The sequence below is a fragment of the Vibrio lentus genome, from assembly GCF_002875945.1.
In the GTDB taxonomy this organism is placed as follows: Bacteria; Pseudomonadota; Gammaproteobacteria; order Enterobacterales; family Vibrionaceae; genus Vibrio; species Vibrio apostichopi.
Genome location: NZ_MCZK01000177.1, coordinates 1 through 15126 on the forward strand (window position 1 = coordinate 1; position 15126 = coordinate 15126).

Consider the following 15126-nt stretch of genomic DNA (forward strand, 5'->3'; position numbering starts at 1 on the left):
TGAATTACGCAACAAAGCCTATCTCTACTTCTCAACCCATAGTAACTACGATCACCAAGCGACAACCAATTACTTCCTTTATTCGTAAATGGATTATTTGGGTAGCCATAAAAACAACTCGTAAAAATCTTACCATCGTTGTAAGTCGTTGAATAATAGTAAATATTATACTTATTTCCTTTGATTTGTTTGATCTGTGTATGTGTCTTCGCAGTTGAAAAAAACGCTGTGAAACAACACAAAATCAAAGTTATTATTTTAATCTTCATTATCTCTAATTCCTTTTTCTCTTTATTATTTATATATCACAACTTTGATATTAATAAACCTTACCGTATGCAACCCCCAACCGACAAATCCAATACTTATTTTTTATTTCTCTTATTTTAAAATAAAAAACAATTAGACAAACCCAATATTTTTATTTGACAAGTTAAAAATTAAATGGTAATTAAATAATTAAGATCAAATAAGAGAGGTTCGAAGTGAATTATGAAATAAAAGATAACAAAATACATTTTAATCAGACAAAAACAGAAATTAGACGTTTGTATAAAATTAACGTTTTTGATATGAGAGAAATTACAAATGAACTTACTGACAGAGTTTGTAACTCATATTTACAAGACTTGGAAGACGTAAAAAAGACAGTTTCTGATAATAAAATCAAATATTCAAACATTAAAACAAATAATTGTTGCATATCTAGTTTCTCAATTTTCGAAGATAATCAAGAAAATATTGAAAACTATTTAACATATAAAAACTTTATTAAAGAATTAGAAATTAAAGCTATTCCGTATTATTCATTTGGCTGGCGATTTGGAAAACTTGGAATTAAGAAATTGAGGGATTTTTCAATGCCAGAAAAACCGCTATTTCTGGACACTAAAAAGCTTTCTTTAAACAGTCGTCAACGTCTTAAAAAACTAACGAATAACAAAGAGTTTAAAAAATCTTTTAAAGATCATTTTGACGGTTTGACTATCAATAATCGTGAGTTTTCAGACATTATCACAGAAGTTTTAGCGACTTGTGGAAACAAAATTTTTACTAAAAATGAGTTTCGTGTTGATACTGAAAAGTATTTGATTGCTGACGGAAAGCGATACAGTTACTTTAATTCTCGCTTTACTGCTCTTAAAAATGAAGCTCAAATAACATTGACTGAAACGTTTGTAGAACCGCCAAAACGACTAGGAAAGCGTGATTTTACAGTAAGTTACAACATCAACAACAATACTTATTCAAAGATAGTAACGCTTGATTTCTACGGTTACGACGAAGCAGATTTTGAAGAAATTAATGATATGTTTGACTTGTATACGTCTATGTAATCCATTGATTTTAATTAATTTTTAACGCTCAATAGGGCGTTTTTTTTCATTTAAATAAAAGGATTTTTAATCAAAAGTTGGACAAATCCAACTTTTTTAAGCTCTGAATAGTTTGGCATTGTTTGCGATAAATCTAACAATTTTTCTTTCATGGACTCAACCGACAAATCCAACAGTTTTGATATTTCGATAGTTTTGAAAGTGTCGTTATGTAAATTACCATATAATTAGAAATATAGATAATGTGTAAATATAACAACCTAACACATTAAATCTATTCAAGTGTATATTTTAGCAACTCAAAACCTAAAAAAGCCCTAGAAATAAGGATTTTTTAATTTCACTTTTTACACTTTTCTTTTTTAGTGATTATATGCAATCTTTTTGATAGAAAAACCAACCGTTTGATTTTTTCAATTTTGACAGTTTAGGGGTACACCCTAATTTTTACCGCAACACTTCAACAACTCAACTTTTCATATTTACAACACCAAAAACCTTGATATGTAGGGATTTATCCGCCTTGTGCGTTGTTGCTGCTTGTCTCGTTTCTTTGTTGTGTCTATCGTTTTTTGAAAATTAAAACTCAATCAAAACCTAGCTTTGTTTAAATCTCTTAATTGCAATTATCAACTAAGAACATCATCAAAATCATAAACTTACCAAAATAAGACTTAAACCACCATTTTCAAATAAAACACTTAAAAATTGCAATATCACTTTTAATCAAGAAAATGTTGGATTTGTCCAATTGATCGATAATCAAAACTGTTGGATTTGTCCGTTTGTAACGTAACCCGACACATACAGCACTTTTTTTAAAATGCCTTACATATCGGGCTTTTTTCAGAACAGGAGAAAACTTGTTTTCGACTTAAACGACTCTGCACAAATCACGCATCGAAATTGTCAATAAGATTATCAATAACCTTGCGTTTTTCCGCTTGTGTCTTTTCCAGTCTTTCCCCATTTTCAAACATTATTTTGTCTCTTAAAAGGGCTTTTCTAGCTTCTGGCGTAAGAACTGTAATGTGTGAATAGTGTCTCTCGATCATTGTGCCGCTAGTTCCTGCATTTTCAGCGATTAACGGGATTGGAACGTTGTTCTCAAGTGCTATTGTGATATAGCTATGACGTAAACTGTAAAGCGTTAAATCCTTTGATTTTGATAGTGTTTTTGTCTCTTTCAACTCGTCAATCCACTTCTTAAAAATCTTTGGATATGTGGGTTTTTGGCTGAAATTGGTTGAAAAAATTGTTACTCCTGCTTTGTTGTTTTTCAAGAACAACACCGCTTCTTTTTTCGTGAATTTTTGCGCCAATTTCGGGAACTTCAAAGCAACAACTGAATGGATAGTTTCTTCTGCGAAATGGTCAAGAATGACGTTTCTATTATTTCTTGTGTAGTTCTTCGTTTTCCCTTCTCGAACGGTGCAATACAGATCCCCAAAATCTGAAAAGTTCAAGTCTCCCCAAGTTATGCCAAGAGCTTCAGATCCAGCCCGAACGCCCGAATAAAAAAGAAATGACGAGTAAAGAATTGCCATTCTCTGAGTGTGTTGTCCTTTTCCGTGTGCGTTTCTGCATTCGTTTATAGCGTGGACTACTACTTTCGAAAACTCTGAGTATGTGAAATGATCTTTTCTGCTTTCGGGTTTCTTACTTGGCTTGATTTTTTTCAAGTCAACAACGTCATTTTTAGTAATGAGTTTTTTCTCTACGCTTCGATCAAAAATCTCATTAAAACAATACTTTGTAACTCGTAGTTGAGTAGTTGAAAACGGTTGATTTTCTTCAAAATAAGCACGGATTAAAGGCATTTCAAGACCTGACGGATTCAAGTCTTCTTTGTAAAATTGCTTGATACGTTTAAAGATTCTTATGTGTGTTTCGTGTTTTTTCTCTTTTCCGTCAATTTTTAAAGCATCTTGATTTTTTTCGTGGACTTTGATCAGTTCATCAATGATTTTGTGAACTGTTGATTTTTGCTTTGGTTGGCGGATTTTTTCGCCACGGCTTAAAAGCATTTTATTGAAGTAATATTCTTCCATTGCTTTTTCTACCGCTTCGTCATAATCGTCAGTTCTTAGCGAAAACTGAAGAGGTTTTTGGTTTGGAAACTTTAAGTAAATACCATAATTTTTTGACTGTGGAACTTTTCGAATTGCTAACCCGTCTTTGAGCTTGTGATACTCGCTTTTTTGTCCATTTTTAGCCATTTTTAACACCTTGATTTGTTTAGTTTTGTGTTTACACGACTTGATAAAAAGCGGTAACGCATTGAAAAATAATACATAACAACACTTAAACAATCAAACTTGAAAACCGGCAACCGTTAATAGCGGTTCTAGGGTTCAAATCCCTATCCCTCCACCACATTAAAGAAAGCCGCTGAGAAATCAGCGGCTTTTTTGCATCTGACGTACAATCAATCGCGCCTAAGATCTAATCTTTCACAATCCTTAGTGACCAGCCTTAGCTTACCCGATTGGTATCTGTTCCTACAACCAAACCTGTTCCTCACGACACATCTGAACACTTTAAAGCGCTGTTACTGCTCTATTGCTGTTTGACTATCGCCAATCCTATTGAATGCATACTCCCCCGCGTTTCAGTCACCGATACAAATGTTAAACCACACCTACCTACACGCACGTTCATTGAATGTGATTGGCGAGCGATACATGCCATTTGGGTAAAGTCATTAACTGGAGGGGCAGGCTGAATTGAAGAGTCAAATTTGGTTTTTCTCAGACTCTCTCTATGAATCCATAAAAATAAAAAATCCAGAGGCTTCATCGAAATCTCTGGATTTTTAAATTTGGCTTGAGCGCTGCTTAAATTAAGCGTTTTCTTGCTTAGTCTCTTGCTGCTCTGCTTGTTTCTTTTGTTCAGCTTCATTTGCTTGTTCTTCGTGGTTTGAACCACCACATCCGCCACAACAGCTCATAATCATGCTCTCTTTGGTTGTATTTAAGTAACTCAATAAGGACATAATATTAAAGATGCATTTTAAATGCAACTTTAATATTAGTCGAATTTCCCACTTGTTATCATGGAGTATTTAAGCTTTTGGTTTTATTAGAATTGGTAAGTACAACACAACGAAACAACTGTATGCAGCAACCCACAGAGCACTGGATAAGGTAATGATATAGACAATATTATGGGTAAAGTACCCGCCAAACACTCGCACAATAAAGGCAAAGACAATGGCGATTAACGCCGCGGTCATTATTTTGCCAATCGCGATAGTTCGACCGGTGTGTCCTAGCGACACACGTGAGATCATTGATAAGATCATCACTCCCATTCCACCCACAGTTAGCGCATGAATCGCTTGTGATTGCGTGACCAATGGCGAAATGATCGAAACGCCAAATAAAATAAGCCCTAACGAAATTGCCCAATAGCTTAAATGTAAAGTCCACACGAGGGGTGTCTTGAATGCTACCCATATCTTCCACCTTACCGCCCTAAACGCGTTTGCCAAGCCACTGACAATAAACACGGTAGCAACGATGCCTTGTGCAACGGGAAGTATCTGAAAGCTCAACACAACAGCGAGAATCGTGCTGACTATGCTCAGCTTTTCAAGCCATGGTAATGCTGGAGTTCGTGGCGTCTGTGTGCCATTAGCGGTAAACATAGGAAAGACTCGTCCACCCATAATGCACATGACTAGGGTCACCAACAGCACCATGCCTGTACTCGCTTGTGAAATTAAGACTGGCTGCTGAAATAGAACGCCATAGTGCATTGCGGCATTGGCAAAAGTCATTAGCAACAAAATGGGAACGAACAACAGGTTTCGCCAAAGTTTTACACTGACAATATTGTGAGCAAGAGAAATCATTGCGATAGGTAAAAACAGCAAATCAATTCCAGCCACCAACCAAGGGCTTAACACATCCGGCAAGAACATCGCTACTCTCGCGCAAAGCCAGATAGCCAGAAGTAACATTAACCCGCGCCCGTTAATACTGCGGACACCTGTCCAGTTCTGTACTGCCGTCAGCAAGAAGCCCACCACGACAGTGGCAGCAAAGCCAAATAACATTTCATGAATGTGCCACCACATTGCTCCGCCATAAACATTCAGGGTTGCGCTGCCATTCCAAAACGCGGCCCACCCGACTAACGCTGCAATACTAAAAAGTGACGCAAACAAGAAAAACGGTCGAAACGCGAGTTCAAAAAATGCTGTCATTGAGACGCCATTATTGGGGTTTGCATTTAAATCTTTCATCATCATAAACCTAGTGAGTTAACCAAAATTAAATAACTTCAACCGCCAAGATTTGTCCTAGCTTGTAGCTGTGCTCTTCGCCTAGGAGATCTTGTAAGCTATAAGCGTCTAAGCTTTTGTAAAAACACTCTTGAGCTTCAGCAAAGATAGTTTTCAATTGGCAATTTGGCGTAATGACACAGCGGTTATCCTCGCCAAAGCATTCAACTAAGTTACGTTTATCTTCTAATTCTCGAACTAACGTACCAATATTGATCTGACTTGGCGGGCAACTCAGTTTCAAGCCACCATTTTTGCCGCGGGTAGCGATCAAATGCCCCTTAAGGTTGAGCTGTTGAACAATCTTCATTAAATGGTTTTTAGAAATACCATAGCTGTTAGCAATGTCGCCGATGGTGCTAAGAGATTGGTTGTTGATCGCTAGATAAATCAGAACTCGCAGGGAGTAATCAGTGTAACGTGTGATATGCATAGTGGGATATTTCACTCTATAAGATGCATTCATTATGAATCTTATAATCATTAAAGGCAAGATTAACCCTAGAGGGAAATAAGAACGACACAGAAAGAAGCTAAATCTACACCTTTGCCTGCCCCCTTAACTTCGTTTATTGCATCTCTTGTATTAGATGAATTTTCACTCTAGCAATATATAAACACACAAACTTGTTCATAAAAAAAGCAGTCAGTTCATAAGGGTATTTACAAGCGAATCACACCACTATATTATTCGCGGCACTGGAGGGATGGCTGAGTGGTCGAAAGCACCGGTCTTGAAAACCGGCAACCGTTAATAGCGGTTCTAGGGTTCAAATCCCTATCCCTCCACCACATTAAAGAAAGCCGCTGAGAAATCAGCGGCTTTTTTGTATCTGAAGATCACGTACCTCAACAATTCAGCTATTCACAGCCAATGCAGCGTTTAGTAACTGCATGTGGATCGGCACCAGATCTTTATGTTCCGACCGATAACCACCACCGACAACACACGCCATTGGAATCGCTTTACTCTTTGCTAAATTGAGCATCAAACAATCGCGTTTAAATATCCCTTGTGTAGAAATATTCAAATACCCCAATTCGTCATCTTGATGAATATCGACACCCGCATCATAGATAATCAGATCCGGTTGATGATGAGCAATAGCCATGTTGGTGACTTGTTCAAAGCAACGCAGAAACTCTTCATCTTCTGTTTCACGGCTTAACGGTACATCCAAGTCAGACACAGGTTTACGCGCAGGGAAGTTCTTATCGCAGTGGAATGACAGAGTAATAATGTCGTCATTCTCTTGGCAAAGTGTCGCTGTACCATCACCATGGTGGACATCACTGTCTATGATCAGCACTTTATCGATATGCTCAAACGTTAGCGCATGCTTTGCTGCCAAAACCAGATCATTCAACAAACAGAAGCCACTGCCAAAATCTCGGTGCGCATGATGATAGCCACCACTGAGATGAATCGCTAAACCACTCTCAATAGCCATTTCAGCGGCCAAGCAGGTTCCACCACTTGAATAGAGTGTCCTTTCTATAAGCTGTTCACTCCACGGAAAGCCGATGCGTCTCATTTTTGCCGCAGGCAAATTTCCAGAAACCAGCAAATCGACATATTCACCATCGTGTACCTGCTTTACTTGTTCTACCGAAACAGGCATTGGCTGGAACATTTCGAATGCATTACCCCATTTTGAATCGCTGTCCATTTGGTGCTTCACCGCACTGTGCAACAGTTGGTATTTATGGATTGGATAACGATGCCCTTCTGGTAAAGGCAACTGAGAATAAATTGGATGGTAAATTAAAGGAGTCATAGTCAGGCGTATTACGTATCAATCTCAAAATCATAACAGTCTCAGACTTGGCGACAACCTTAATTAATGATAATAATTATCATTAGATTTAATTAGTTTCAGAGACAACAATGAAAAACGTAATACTCATCTGTGGTGTGATCTGCGGCTCTGTCGCAGCAGTAATGATTTTCGTGAGCATGCTAATGGTCAGTTGGTGGAGCGTTGATTTTCTCGCGTTAACCCATCACACTTAACTGATTGAACTAACAAGGAATCATTATGAGCGTTATTTTTATCACTGGTGCGAACCGAGGTATTGGCTTAAGCCTAGCCCGACACTACGTCAATGATCGGCACACCGTGTATGCCACCTATCGCGATGCTTCCACAGCACAAGAGTTACTTGCTCTCGCAAACGAAAACAGCAACCTTTCGTGTATACAGCTCGACATCACGGACTATCAATCCGTCAATGAACTTCCTTCAAAACTTGAATCCATCGACATTCTCATCAACAACGCTGGCTACTATGGCCCTAAAGGTTACGGATTAGGTAATACCGATGTAGAAGAGTGGCGTCGCGTTTTCGAAACCAACACCATCGCTCCTCTCAAGCTCGTTGAATCCTTACTGCCTCTGCTTGCAAAAAGCCCAATAAAAAAGATCGCGTGCCTTTCATCAAGAGTGGGCAGCATGTCTGAAAACACATCAGGCGGAGGCTATATCTATCGTTCCTCTAAAGCGGCTCTAAACTCGGTTGTGAAGAGTTTAAGCAACGACTTGACCGATGATGGTTTTACAGTGTTGGCGTTACATCCTGGTTGGGTACAGACCGAAATGGGCGGACCAAATGCTCTTATTGATACAGAGACTTCGGCTAAAGGCCTTGTGACTGTAATAGAGTCATCGAATACTGAAGTGAGTGGTCACTTCTTTAATTTCGATGGTAGCGAAATAGACTGGTAGCCATAACATGGGTCGTCGCGTTATCTCAAGCTTACTCGTACGTTCAACACTGTTGTGTCTAACAATGGTGCTCACTGGATGTTTCGATGACAGCCCACAGAGCTACTTCGACGACTATCAGACCAAAATAGCCAACGTGCAAGATGCTGACGAGATACAGGAAGACTGGGAGCTCGAAAGCTTACCGAGAAAGCGAGAACTCTTTATTGAAGTTCCTTCGCTCTCTATCGGGCTCATCGACAGTTATCAACTTCGACAATGTGGATTGTTCAATCTGATTGCAGAAAGAAATTCCGTACTCGGAAAAGTCGCCGACGAGTTCCGAAATTACGATTATCAAGTCGCTCTACTGGAAGGTATTGGTCAATGTTTATCTAATAACGAATTAGATCCAGAGATCGTAGAATTACTCAAAGAAATCAAGCAGCAGAAGCTCGCACAATTTCCACTGCACCAATGGAATCTCATCTATGCCAGTGAAGCGATGCAGTCTCAAATGCGTGGAAGTCAGTGGTTGCGTGCTGATATCGGCGAACAAGTCCGACAGACAAGTGACGCCCTAGAGCATATTAACCGAGCGTTAAATACACCGCTCGTTTCCGGCAAGACTACTGAGGTTCAAGAAGGGTTAGAGAAGAGCTCGACGCTTGGGGATTTGTACTACTCACTATCTCGTGCCTCTGTTGAGCTTGATACCATTACCAAACAACTCACAACTTTTGACGCCAACATAATTTGTAGTGAGCAGCGAGACACGACTAAGTTTCGTTACCTTAACAATGTGTTCGAACAGCAATACATTGGCAAGGTTCAGCCTTACATGGCGCAACTGGATGGCTACTATCAGCAGCTAGATCCGCAGCTTGCTATGTTTGACGCACAGCCGGAGCTACACAGTTATTACTTTCCCATACAAGATGCGCATCAAGCCTTTCGATCATCTACTCGACGCCATGTTGATTATTGGCAACAGCTATTTAAGCGCTGCGGGCGCAAAGTTGGTCGTTAGTTCCAGTATCACCAATAAGCAGCAGTAGCGCCAATAAACAGCAGTTTGTTCTCAGTGCCTAACTTTTAGCTCCTAGCTTTTAGCACCTTTTTTAGCATACGTACCTTTCTTGGCATAAGACTTCGCACCACCACCTTTGCGACGTTTAAAGGCAGGTCTTTCGACTTTAGGAAGATGACGCAGAGACTCAGGGACTTCACCCGTTTTTACCTTGCCCATCAAGCCGTCGATCTTGCTTTCTAATTCTTGCATGAAGGGTTGATACGCTTGGTTTCGCTCAGCCATACCTTGCAACTGATGTTCCCAGTGAGCAGTCATATCTGGAAAGGTTGAGTCCTCAGGCAAGGCATTAATCAAACCTCTTCCCGCCGGGCTACTGTGAATGCTTTTACCTTGTCGAGTTAGCAGCTGCCTTTTGAACAAAGTATCTAAAATGCCCGCACGAGTTGCTTCAGTTCCAAGGCCATCGGTCTCTTTCAAGATAGCTTTGAGATCTTTATTCGCCACAAAACGTGCAATACCTGTCATCGCTTGTAACAGCGTAGCTTCGGTAAAGTGTTTTGGTGGCTCGGTTTTCTTGTCGCCAATCACGCCTTCACGACACGTCAGCACCGTTCCTTTATCCAATGGAGGAACCGTATCTGTGCCATCGCCTTTCTCTTCTGTGTCCGTTTTACCCATCAACACCTTCCAACCTGGGTTGATAAGCTGACGTCCTTTTGCGATGAACACGCCACCAGCGATATCAAACACAAGCTTGGCATCGGCAAAAATGGCCGGCGGATAAAACTGCATCAGATACTGACGAGCGATTTGCTGATAGATTTTCATCTCATTAGCAGACAAGCCATTCACCGATGATTTCTTCGGTGTTGGGATTATCGCGTGGTGAGCATCGACCTTACTGTCGTTCCATGCTTTGGATTTAAGAGAAAGATCCGCACCTTGAGCACCACGTTGCAGCTCTTTCGCATTATTAGCGATAGCATCGACTACCGACTCTCGTTGCGAGTAGTGATCTTTAGGCAGGTATCGGCTGTCAGAACGTGGGTAAGTGATGAGTTTGTGTTTCTCATACAATGACTGACAAGTGTCGAGTACCTGTTGAGCACTCATGCCAAAACGCTTAGACGCATCAATCTGCAGAGCTGACAGCGAATAAGGGAGTGGTGCCGCTTGTTTACTTTGCTTTTGCTCTGATTCCGTCACCGTTGCAGGTTGATTCGCAATTCGGTTAGCAACATTCTCAACCAGCTTTCGATTGAGCACGCGGCCTTCTTCATCTTGCCAAGGTTTACATGCTTCGCTTGGTTTCCAACGCGCTCGAATATCAAAGCTCTGGCCGTTGTTTTGATAAGGGATCAGCGCATGCAGAGTGAAGTAATCTTTAGGAATGAAATTCTCGATTTCTTCATCACGTCTTACAACCAAACCAAGTACTGGCGTTTGCACTCGCCCTACCGACAACACGCCTTGGTAACCCGCCTTTTGACCAAGCAAGGTGTAAGCTCGGGTCATGTTCATGCCATACAGCCAATCGGCTCTAGAGCGTGCTAAAGCAGAAATAGACAGTGGAATAAAGTCTCGGTTACTGCGCATTTGAGAGAGCGCACGCTTCACGGCTGGCAAGTTCAAGTCACTAATAAGTAGCCTGTCCATCGACTCTTTCTTAGCCTTAGATACCTTGCAGTAGTCAATCACTTCATCAACCAGCAACTGCCCTTCTCTATCCGGGTCACCCGCATGGACAATTTGGGTCGCGTCCTTTAATAGCTTTCGGATCACCGTAAGCTGTTTACTTGAGGTCTTACGCGGTCTCAGCTGCCATTGCTCTGGCACAATAGGAAGATCGGCGAGATTCCATTTCTTATAACGGTCGTCATAAGCGTCTGGCTCAACTTGCTCCAATAAGTGTCCAATACACCAAGTCACCACATCCCCATTACCACATTTGATAAACCCTTGGTCTTTCTTTTGTGGATTAGGGAGTGCGGCGGCGATCGCGCGGCCTAGGCTTGGTTTTTCAGCAATAATAAGGCGAGACATGTTTTTCCAGATGCTACAAACAATTAGGGTCACATTATCTAATGTGGCCCCTAGAAATCAAGGAAAACTGGTTGTTTATACAGTTGGCATTCAAAAAACTACTGACTAGTAAATATGCACTGCTAAATACTTGCCTGATTAAGCTTTCATTACTAGCTCCTTGTTTTGAGTCTTCCAATAACTATTCGGCTACTGCCTGCAATGACTCTAGAAAAAGCAACGATTTTGACACTATATTATTGGTTTTATTTATTTTTCCTAAAGAGAGAACTAACGTAATAATAATGAATTGATCTTGGTCAGCTTGGGGCTTTTATTGACCTAAATCAATACTCAAAGTTGGTGGTTCTCGTTAAATACGAGAAAATATAGCAGGTAAATAGTATAGAAAAGCACGCTATATTGTTCAGTTAAAATCAAGCAAGCACAACATATCGTGGTAAAGGAAAACCAACTTAAGAGAGGAATAGAATGACAATACACAGGCAATAAAAAAGCCCACACTAGTGTGGACTTATTTATCAGTATCACGCACGTTGCATTAACAAAGTTTGAATCCTTCTCCTACAAAGGGCACAGACTTCTGAACAATGATTACGATTACTAATTTCACGTCGAATCATATCAAAGTTTGAGTTAAAGACAATGTGCAATTCTTGACACAAAGCGAGAGCATAAAATATGTTTCAAAAACTAACTAATTTGTTAGATTTTATCGAATCAGTCTTAGCAATTATAGATTTCTTAGTTGCTGATGAATTTCAACTACCTACGGCTGTTATAGCTTTTATCGCAAGATTCAGTTTGTAAGTCGAATTGGGCAGCTCTTTGTTGGGCTGCTTTCAAAGTATCTATAAGAACTCGACGAACTTTGAGAAGTCACGCTCTGGCACTTTCATTGGTGTGCAGCCCGGAGTACCTAGGTATAGGAAACCAACAATTTCGTCATCGCCTTCTAGGCCGAAAGCTTGGTGCACTTCAGGGTGGAACATCCATTTACCTGAACGCCAAAAACCTTGGAAGCCTTGTGCGACTGCGGCCATTTGCATGGCTTGTGCTGCGCAACCTGCAGACAAGTGTTGTTCGATAGCGGGCACTTTCTCGTGCTCGGTTACTTTAGCAATCACGGTGATGACCATTGGAGCTCGGAACGGCGCTTTCTTTACTTTCTCAATGACCGCTTCTTCGCTTTCGTCCGCTTCAGCAGCACGAACCAAGATATCAGAGAGCTTTTGTAGCCCTGAACCTTGTGCGATAACAAAGCGCCACGGTGTCAGTGCGCCATGGTCTGGAGCACGTAAACCCGCTTTGATGATATTTTCTAACGCGACACCTTCAGGTGCTGGATCAGAGAGTTTTGCGATAGAGCGTCTGTTGAGCAATAGATCCAAAGCATCCATTTGAAGTCCTTACTAATTTTTATTGTTTGTATAGTTGAACTGTAGCACAGAATACAAACGATAATAAATCTCAACAGCTGTCCAATCGAAACAATCGTTCAAACAGTACTGGAAACAATAAAGGCTCCTAAATCTATGACTTAGGAGCCTTATTTCTCTTTCTAGTTCGAGCTTATTTACCCCATCTAGTTCAGCTTATCGAACAAGAGTACTCTGTTTGTTGTTAGAGCTTAATCGCTAACTCAACACCTTGTCGAATAGCACGTACCGCATCAAGTTCACCCGCGTAATCAGCACCGCCGATCACGTGAAGCTTGCCACCAAACTCTTGCCACATATCTTCAAACGGACGAACAGAAACTTGACCCGCACACACGATAACGGAATCGGCATCCAGCACCTGCTCCTTCTTGTTGATGGTAATGTGCAGACCTTCGTCATCAATTTTGTTGTAGCTGACGCCACCTAATAGGTTAACGCCACGTTTTTCTAGCGTACGCTTATGAATCCAGCCAGTGGTTTTGCCTGGGCCTTTACCGACACGACCCGCTTTACGCTGCATCACCCAAACCGTTTTATCACTGAATGAATCTGGATAAGGGTAAAGTCCTCCTGGGTGCTCCATGTTTTTATCAATGCCCCATTCGTGAAGCCAATCATCTAAGCCATGAGAAGTTGGCTCAGTGAGCATGGTTGCCACATCAATACCGATACCACCAGCACCAACAATCGCAACCTTTTCGCCTACCGGTGTCTTTTCACGAATTAAGGTTTGGTAATCGACTACCTTTTCTTGGTCAATCCCTTCAAGATTAAGCTTTCTAGGTTCAACACCCGCTGCCATCACGACTTCATCGTACTTAAGTAGCATCTCAAATGTCGCTTCGGTATCGAGTTTAAGGTTTACACCAGCTGCATCAATCTGGTTCGCAAAGTAACGAATGGTTTCTCTAAATTCTTCTTTACCCGGAATCTGCATCGCTAGTCTAAATTGGCCACCGATTCGGTCATTTTTCTCAATCAAGTCAACCTTGTGTCCACGCTGCGCCAGTGTGGTCGCACAAGCTAAACCTGCTGGGCCAGCACCGACTACGGCAATGGTTTTGGTTGCTTGAGCTGGTTGCACAACAATTTCTGTTTCATAACACGCTCGTGGGTTAACTAAGCAGCTTGCTCGCTTCCCTTTGAATACATTATCAAGACAAGCTTGGTTACAACCGATACAGGTATTAATAAATTGAGCTTGGTCTTGCGCGGCTTTATTGACAAAGTCAGGGTCCGCCAAGAAAGGACGAGCCATAGAGACCATATCCGCCTGACCAGAGCTGAGAATGCGTTCTGCTTCTTCTGGTGTATTGATTCGGTTACAAGTCACGACTGGGATAGACACATAAGGCTTAACCTTTTCCGTCACCCAAGAGAAAGCACCACGCGGTACCTGAGTCGCAATCGTAGGAATACGAGCTTCGTGCCAACCGATACCAGTGTTGATAATGGTCACGCCCGCTTCTTCAAGCTTTTGAGCAAGTAATACAACATCTTCAAACGTGCTGCCTTGTTCAACCAAATCAAGCATCGACAGTCTAAAAATGATAATAAAATCGTCGCCAACCGCTTCACGAATCGACTTAACGACCTCTAGTGGGAAGCGCATGCGTTTTTCATATGAGCCACCCCATTCGTCGTAACGCATGTTGGTACGCTTACAGATGAATTGGTTAATGAGGTAGCCCTCAGAACCCATGATCTCAACACCGTCATAACCGGCAACTTGAGCAAGCTCTGCACTGTTTGCAAAGGCATCAATGGTTTTCTTAATCTGACGCGGGCTCATTTCGCTCGGTGCGAATTTGGCGATTGGCGCTTTTATGCCTGAAGCACTTTGAGCAAAAGGGTGCATCGCGTAGCGGCCAGCATGCAACAATTGAAGGGCAATTTTACCGCCATGCTTGTGCACGGCCTCTGTGACAACTTGGTGAGCTTTCGCGTGTTTAACCTTGCTGAATTCAGCACTGAACGGAGTTAATCTGCCACGTAGATTTAGAGAAAAACCACCGGTTACAATAAGGCCAACGCCTCCTCTAGCTCGCTCTTCGTAAAATGCGGCGAGTTTGTGTAGGCCTTCTTTATTTTCTTCTAAACCCGTGTGCATTGATCCCATCAATACACGGTTACGTAACTGAGTAAATCCAAGATCGAGTGGTTCGAGTAAATGTGGGTACATGGCAGACATCACTTCTATTATTTTATCCTTGTGGTCTGACCACAGTATAGCTCAATCACCAAAAGTTCAAACAACCGTTTACATTTTTGTAACACC

Annotated in this window: 12 protein-coding genes and 1 tRNA gene; 5 read left to right on the forward strand and 8 right to left on the reverse strand. The window is 41.3% G+C overall.

Annotation, left to right across the window (positions count from 1 at the left end; all coding sequences use genetic code 11):
- The coding region (locus tag BCT49_RS26025) for a hypothetical protein (RefSeq protein WP_206747750.1) at nucleotides 1-269 on the reverse strand (269 nt) is incomplete at its 3' end.
- 216 nt (nucleotides 270-485) lie between these two features.
- On the opposite strand from BCT49_RS26025, the gene BCT49_RS24210 reads away from it, so the two are divergent.
- The gene (locus BCT49_RS24210; protein ID WP_102438798.1) at nucleotides 486-1337 is read left to right on the forward strand and encodes a hypothetical protein; all 852 of its coding nucleotides are present in this window, start codon (nucleotides 486-488) and stop codon (nucleotides 1335-1337) included.
- An 893-nt stretch (nucleotides 1338-2230) separates the two neighbouring features.
- Here the strand turns inward: BCT49_RS24210 and BCT49_RS24215 are convergent.
- The 3 genes from BCT49_RS24215 to BCT49_RS24225 all read right to left on the reverse strand — a co-directional run bounded on the left by BCT49_RS24215 (nucleotide 2231) and on the right by BCT49_RS24225 (nucleotide 6058).
- On the reverse strand, nucleotides 2231-3556 hold the full coding sequence (locus BCT49_RS24215) for a tyrosine-type recombinase/integrase (protein ID WP_102438800.1): 1326 nt from the start codon (nucleotides 3554-3556) through the stop codon (nucleotides 2231-2233).
- An 845-nt stretch (nucleotides 3557-4401) separates the two neighbouring features.
- Nucleotides 4402-5586 (reverse strand): NnrS family protein, encoded by a 1185-nt coding sequence (locus tag BCT49_RS24220; RefSeq protein WP_102438802.1) that lies wholly within the window; start codon nucleotides 5584-5586, stop codon nucleotides 4402-4404.
- Between the two features lie 28 nt (nucleotides 5587-5614).
- Complete coding sequence (locus tag BCT49_RS24225) at nucleotides 5615-6058, reverse strand: RrF2 family transcriptional regulator (RefSeq protein ID WP_102438804.1); 444 nt, start codon at nucleotides 6056-6058, stop codon at nucleotides 5615-5617.
- Nucleotides 6059-6326: 268 nt separating this feature from the next.
- Here BCT49_RS24225 and BCT49_RS24230 point away from each other — a divergent pair.
- Nucleotides 6327-6417: transfer RNA gene (locus BCT49_RS24230), tRNA-Ser, on the forward strand.
- 65 nt (nucleotides 6418-6482) lie between these two features.
- Here BCT49_RS24230 and BCT49_RS24235 read toward each other — a convergent pair.
- Nucleotides 6483-7403 (reverse strand): histone deacetylase family protein, encoded by a 921-nt coding sequence (locus tag BCT49_RS24235; RefSeq protein ID WP_102438806.1) that lies wholly within the window; start codon nucleotides 7401-7403, stop codon nucleotides 6483-6485.
- A gap of 110 nt (nucleotides 7404-7513) precedes the next feature.
- On the opposite strand from BCT49_RS24235, the gene BCT49_RS26320 reads away from it, so the two are divergent.
- From BCT49_RS26320 to BCT49_RS24245, 3 genes are read left to right on the forward strand one after another with little or no spacing between them, the layout of a single operon-like run.
- A complete protein-coding gene (locus BCT49_RS26320) occupies nucleotides 7514-7639 on the forward strand; it encodes a hypothetical protein (RefSeq protein WP_261891219.1) in 126 nt (41 codons plus the stop codon).
- Between the two features lie 25 nt (nucleotides 7640-7664).
- Nucleotides 7665-8351 (forward strand): SDR family oxidoreductase, encoded by a 687-nt coding sequence (locus BCT49_RS24240; RefSeq protein ID WP_102438808.1) that lies wholly within the window; start codon nucleotides 7665-7667, stop codon nucleotides 8349-8351.
- A 7-nt stretch (nucleotides 8352-8358) separates the two neighbouring features.
- Nucleotides 8359-9360, forward strand: a complete 1002-nt coding sequence (locus tag BCT49_RS24245) for a DUF3080 domain-containing protein (protein WP_102438810.1) — start codon at nucleotides 8359-8361, stop codon at nucleotides 9358-9360.
- Nucleotides 9361-9432: 72 nt separating this feature from the next.
- Here BCT49_RS24245 and BCT49_RS24250 read toward each other — a convergent pair whose 3' ends face one another.
- The 3 genes from BCT49_RS24250 to BCT49_RS24260 form a co-directional block, all read right to left on the reverse strand.
- Nucleotides 9433-11406: a DNA topoisomerase III gene (locus BCT49_RS24250; RefSeq protein ID WP_102438812.1), complete on the reverse strand. Its 1974-nt coding sequence runs from the start codon at nucleotides 11404-11406 to the stop codon at nucleotides 9433-9435.
- Nucleotides 11407-12257: 851 nt separating this feature from the next.
- The gene (locus BCT49_RS24255; protein WP_017070328.1) at nucleotides 12258-12806 is read right to left on the reverse strand and encodes an NAD(P)H nitroreductase; all 549 of its coding nucleotides are present in this window, start codon (nucleotides 12804-12806) and stop codon (nucleotides 12258-12260) included.
- A 223-nt stretch (nucleotides 12807-13029) separates the two neighbouring features.
- A complete protein-coding gene (locus tag BCT49_RS24260) occupies nucleotides 13030-15039 on the reverse strand; it encodes an NADPH-dependent 2,4-dienoyl-CoA reductase (RefSeq protein ID WP_198595902.1) in 2010 nt (669 codons plus the stop codon).
- Between the last annotated feature and the right edge of the window lie 87 nt (nucleotides 15040-15126).

What these genes read in the sequence shown, in the direction of transcription:
- BCT49_RS24215 (WP_102438800.1), bottom strand. Translation starts at nt 3,556, where the DNA reads ATGGCTAAAAATGGACAAAAAAGCGAGTATCACAAGCTCAAAGACGGG.
- BCT49_RS24220 (WP_102438802.1), bottom strand. Translation starts at nt 5,586, where the DNA reads ATGAAAGATTTAAATGCAAACCCCAATAATGGCGTCTCAATGACAGCA.
- BCT49_RS24225 (WP_102438804.1), bottom strand. Translation starts at nt 6,058, where the DNA reads ATGCATATCACACGTTACACTGATTACTCCCTGCGAGTTCTGATTTAT.
- BCT49_RS24235 (WP_102438806.1), bottom strand. Translation starts at nt 7,403, where the DNA reads ATGACTCCTTTAATTTACCATCCAATTTATTCTCAGTTGCCTTTACCA.
- BCT49_RS26320 (WP_261891219.1), top strand. Translation starts at nt 7,514, where the DNA reads ATGAAAAACGTAATACTCATCTGTGGTGTGATCTGCGGCTCTGTCGCA.
- BCT49_RS24240 (WP_102438808.1), top strand. Translation starts at nt 7,665, where the DNA reads ATGAGCGTTATTTTTATCACTGGTGCGAACCGAGGTATTGGCTTAAGC.
- BCT49_RS24245 (WP_102438810.1), top strand. Translation starts at nt 8,359, where the DNA reads ATGGGTCGTCGCGTTATCTCAAGCTTACTCGTACGTTCAACACTGTTG.
- BCT49_RS24250 (WP_102438812.1), bottom strand. Translation starts at nt 11,406, where the DNA reads ATGTCTCGCCTTATTATTGCTGAAAAACCAAGCCTAGGCCGCGCGATC.
- BCT49_RS24255 (WP_017070328.1), bottom strand. Translation starts at nt 12,806, where the DNA reads ATGGATGCTTTGGATCTATTGCTCAACAGACGCTCTATCGCAAAACTC.
- BCT49_RS24260 (WP_198595902.1), bottom strand. Translation starts at nt 15,039, where the DNA reads ATGTCTGCCATGTACCCACATTTACTCGAACCACTCGATCTTGGATTT.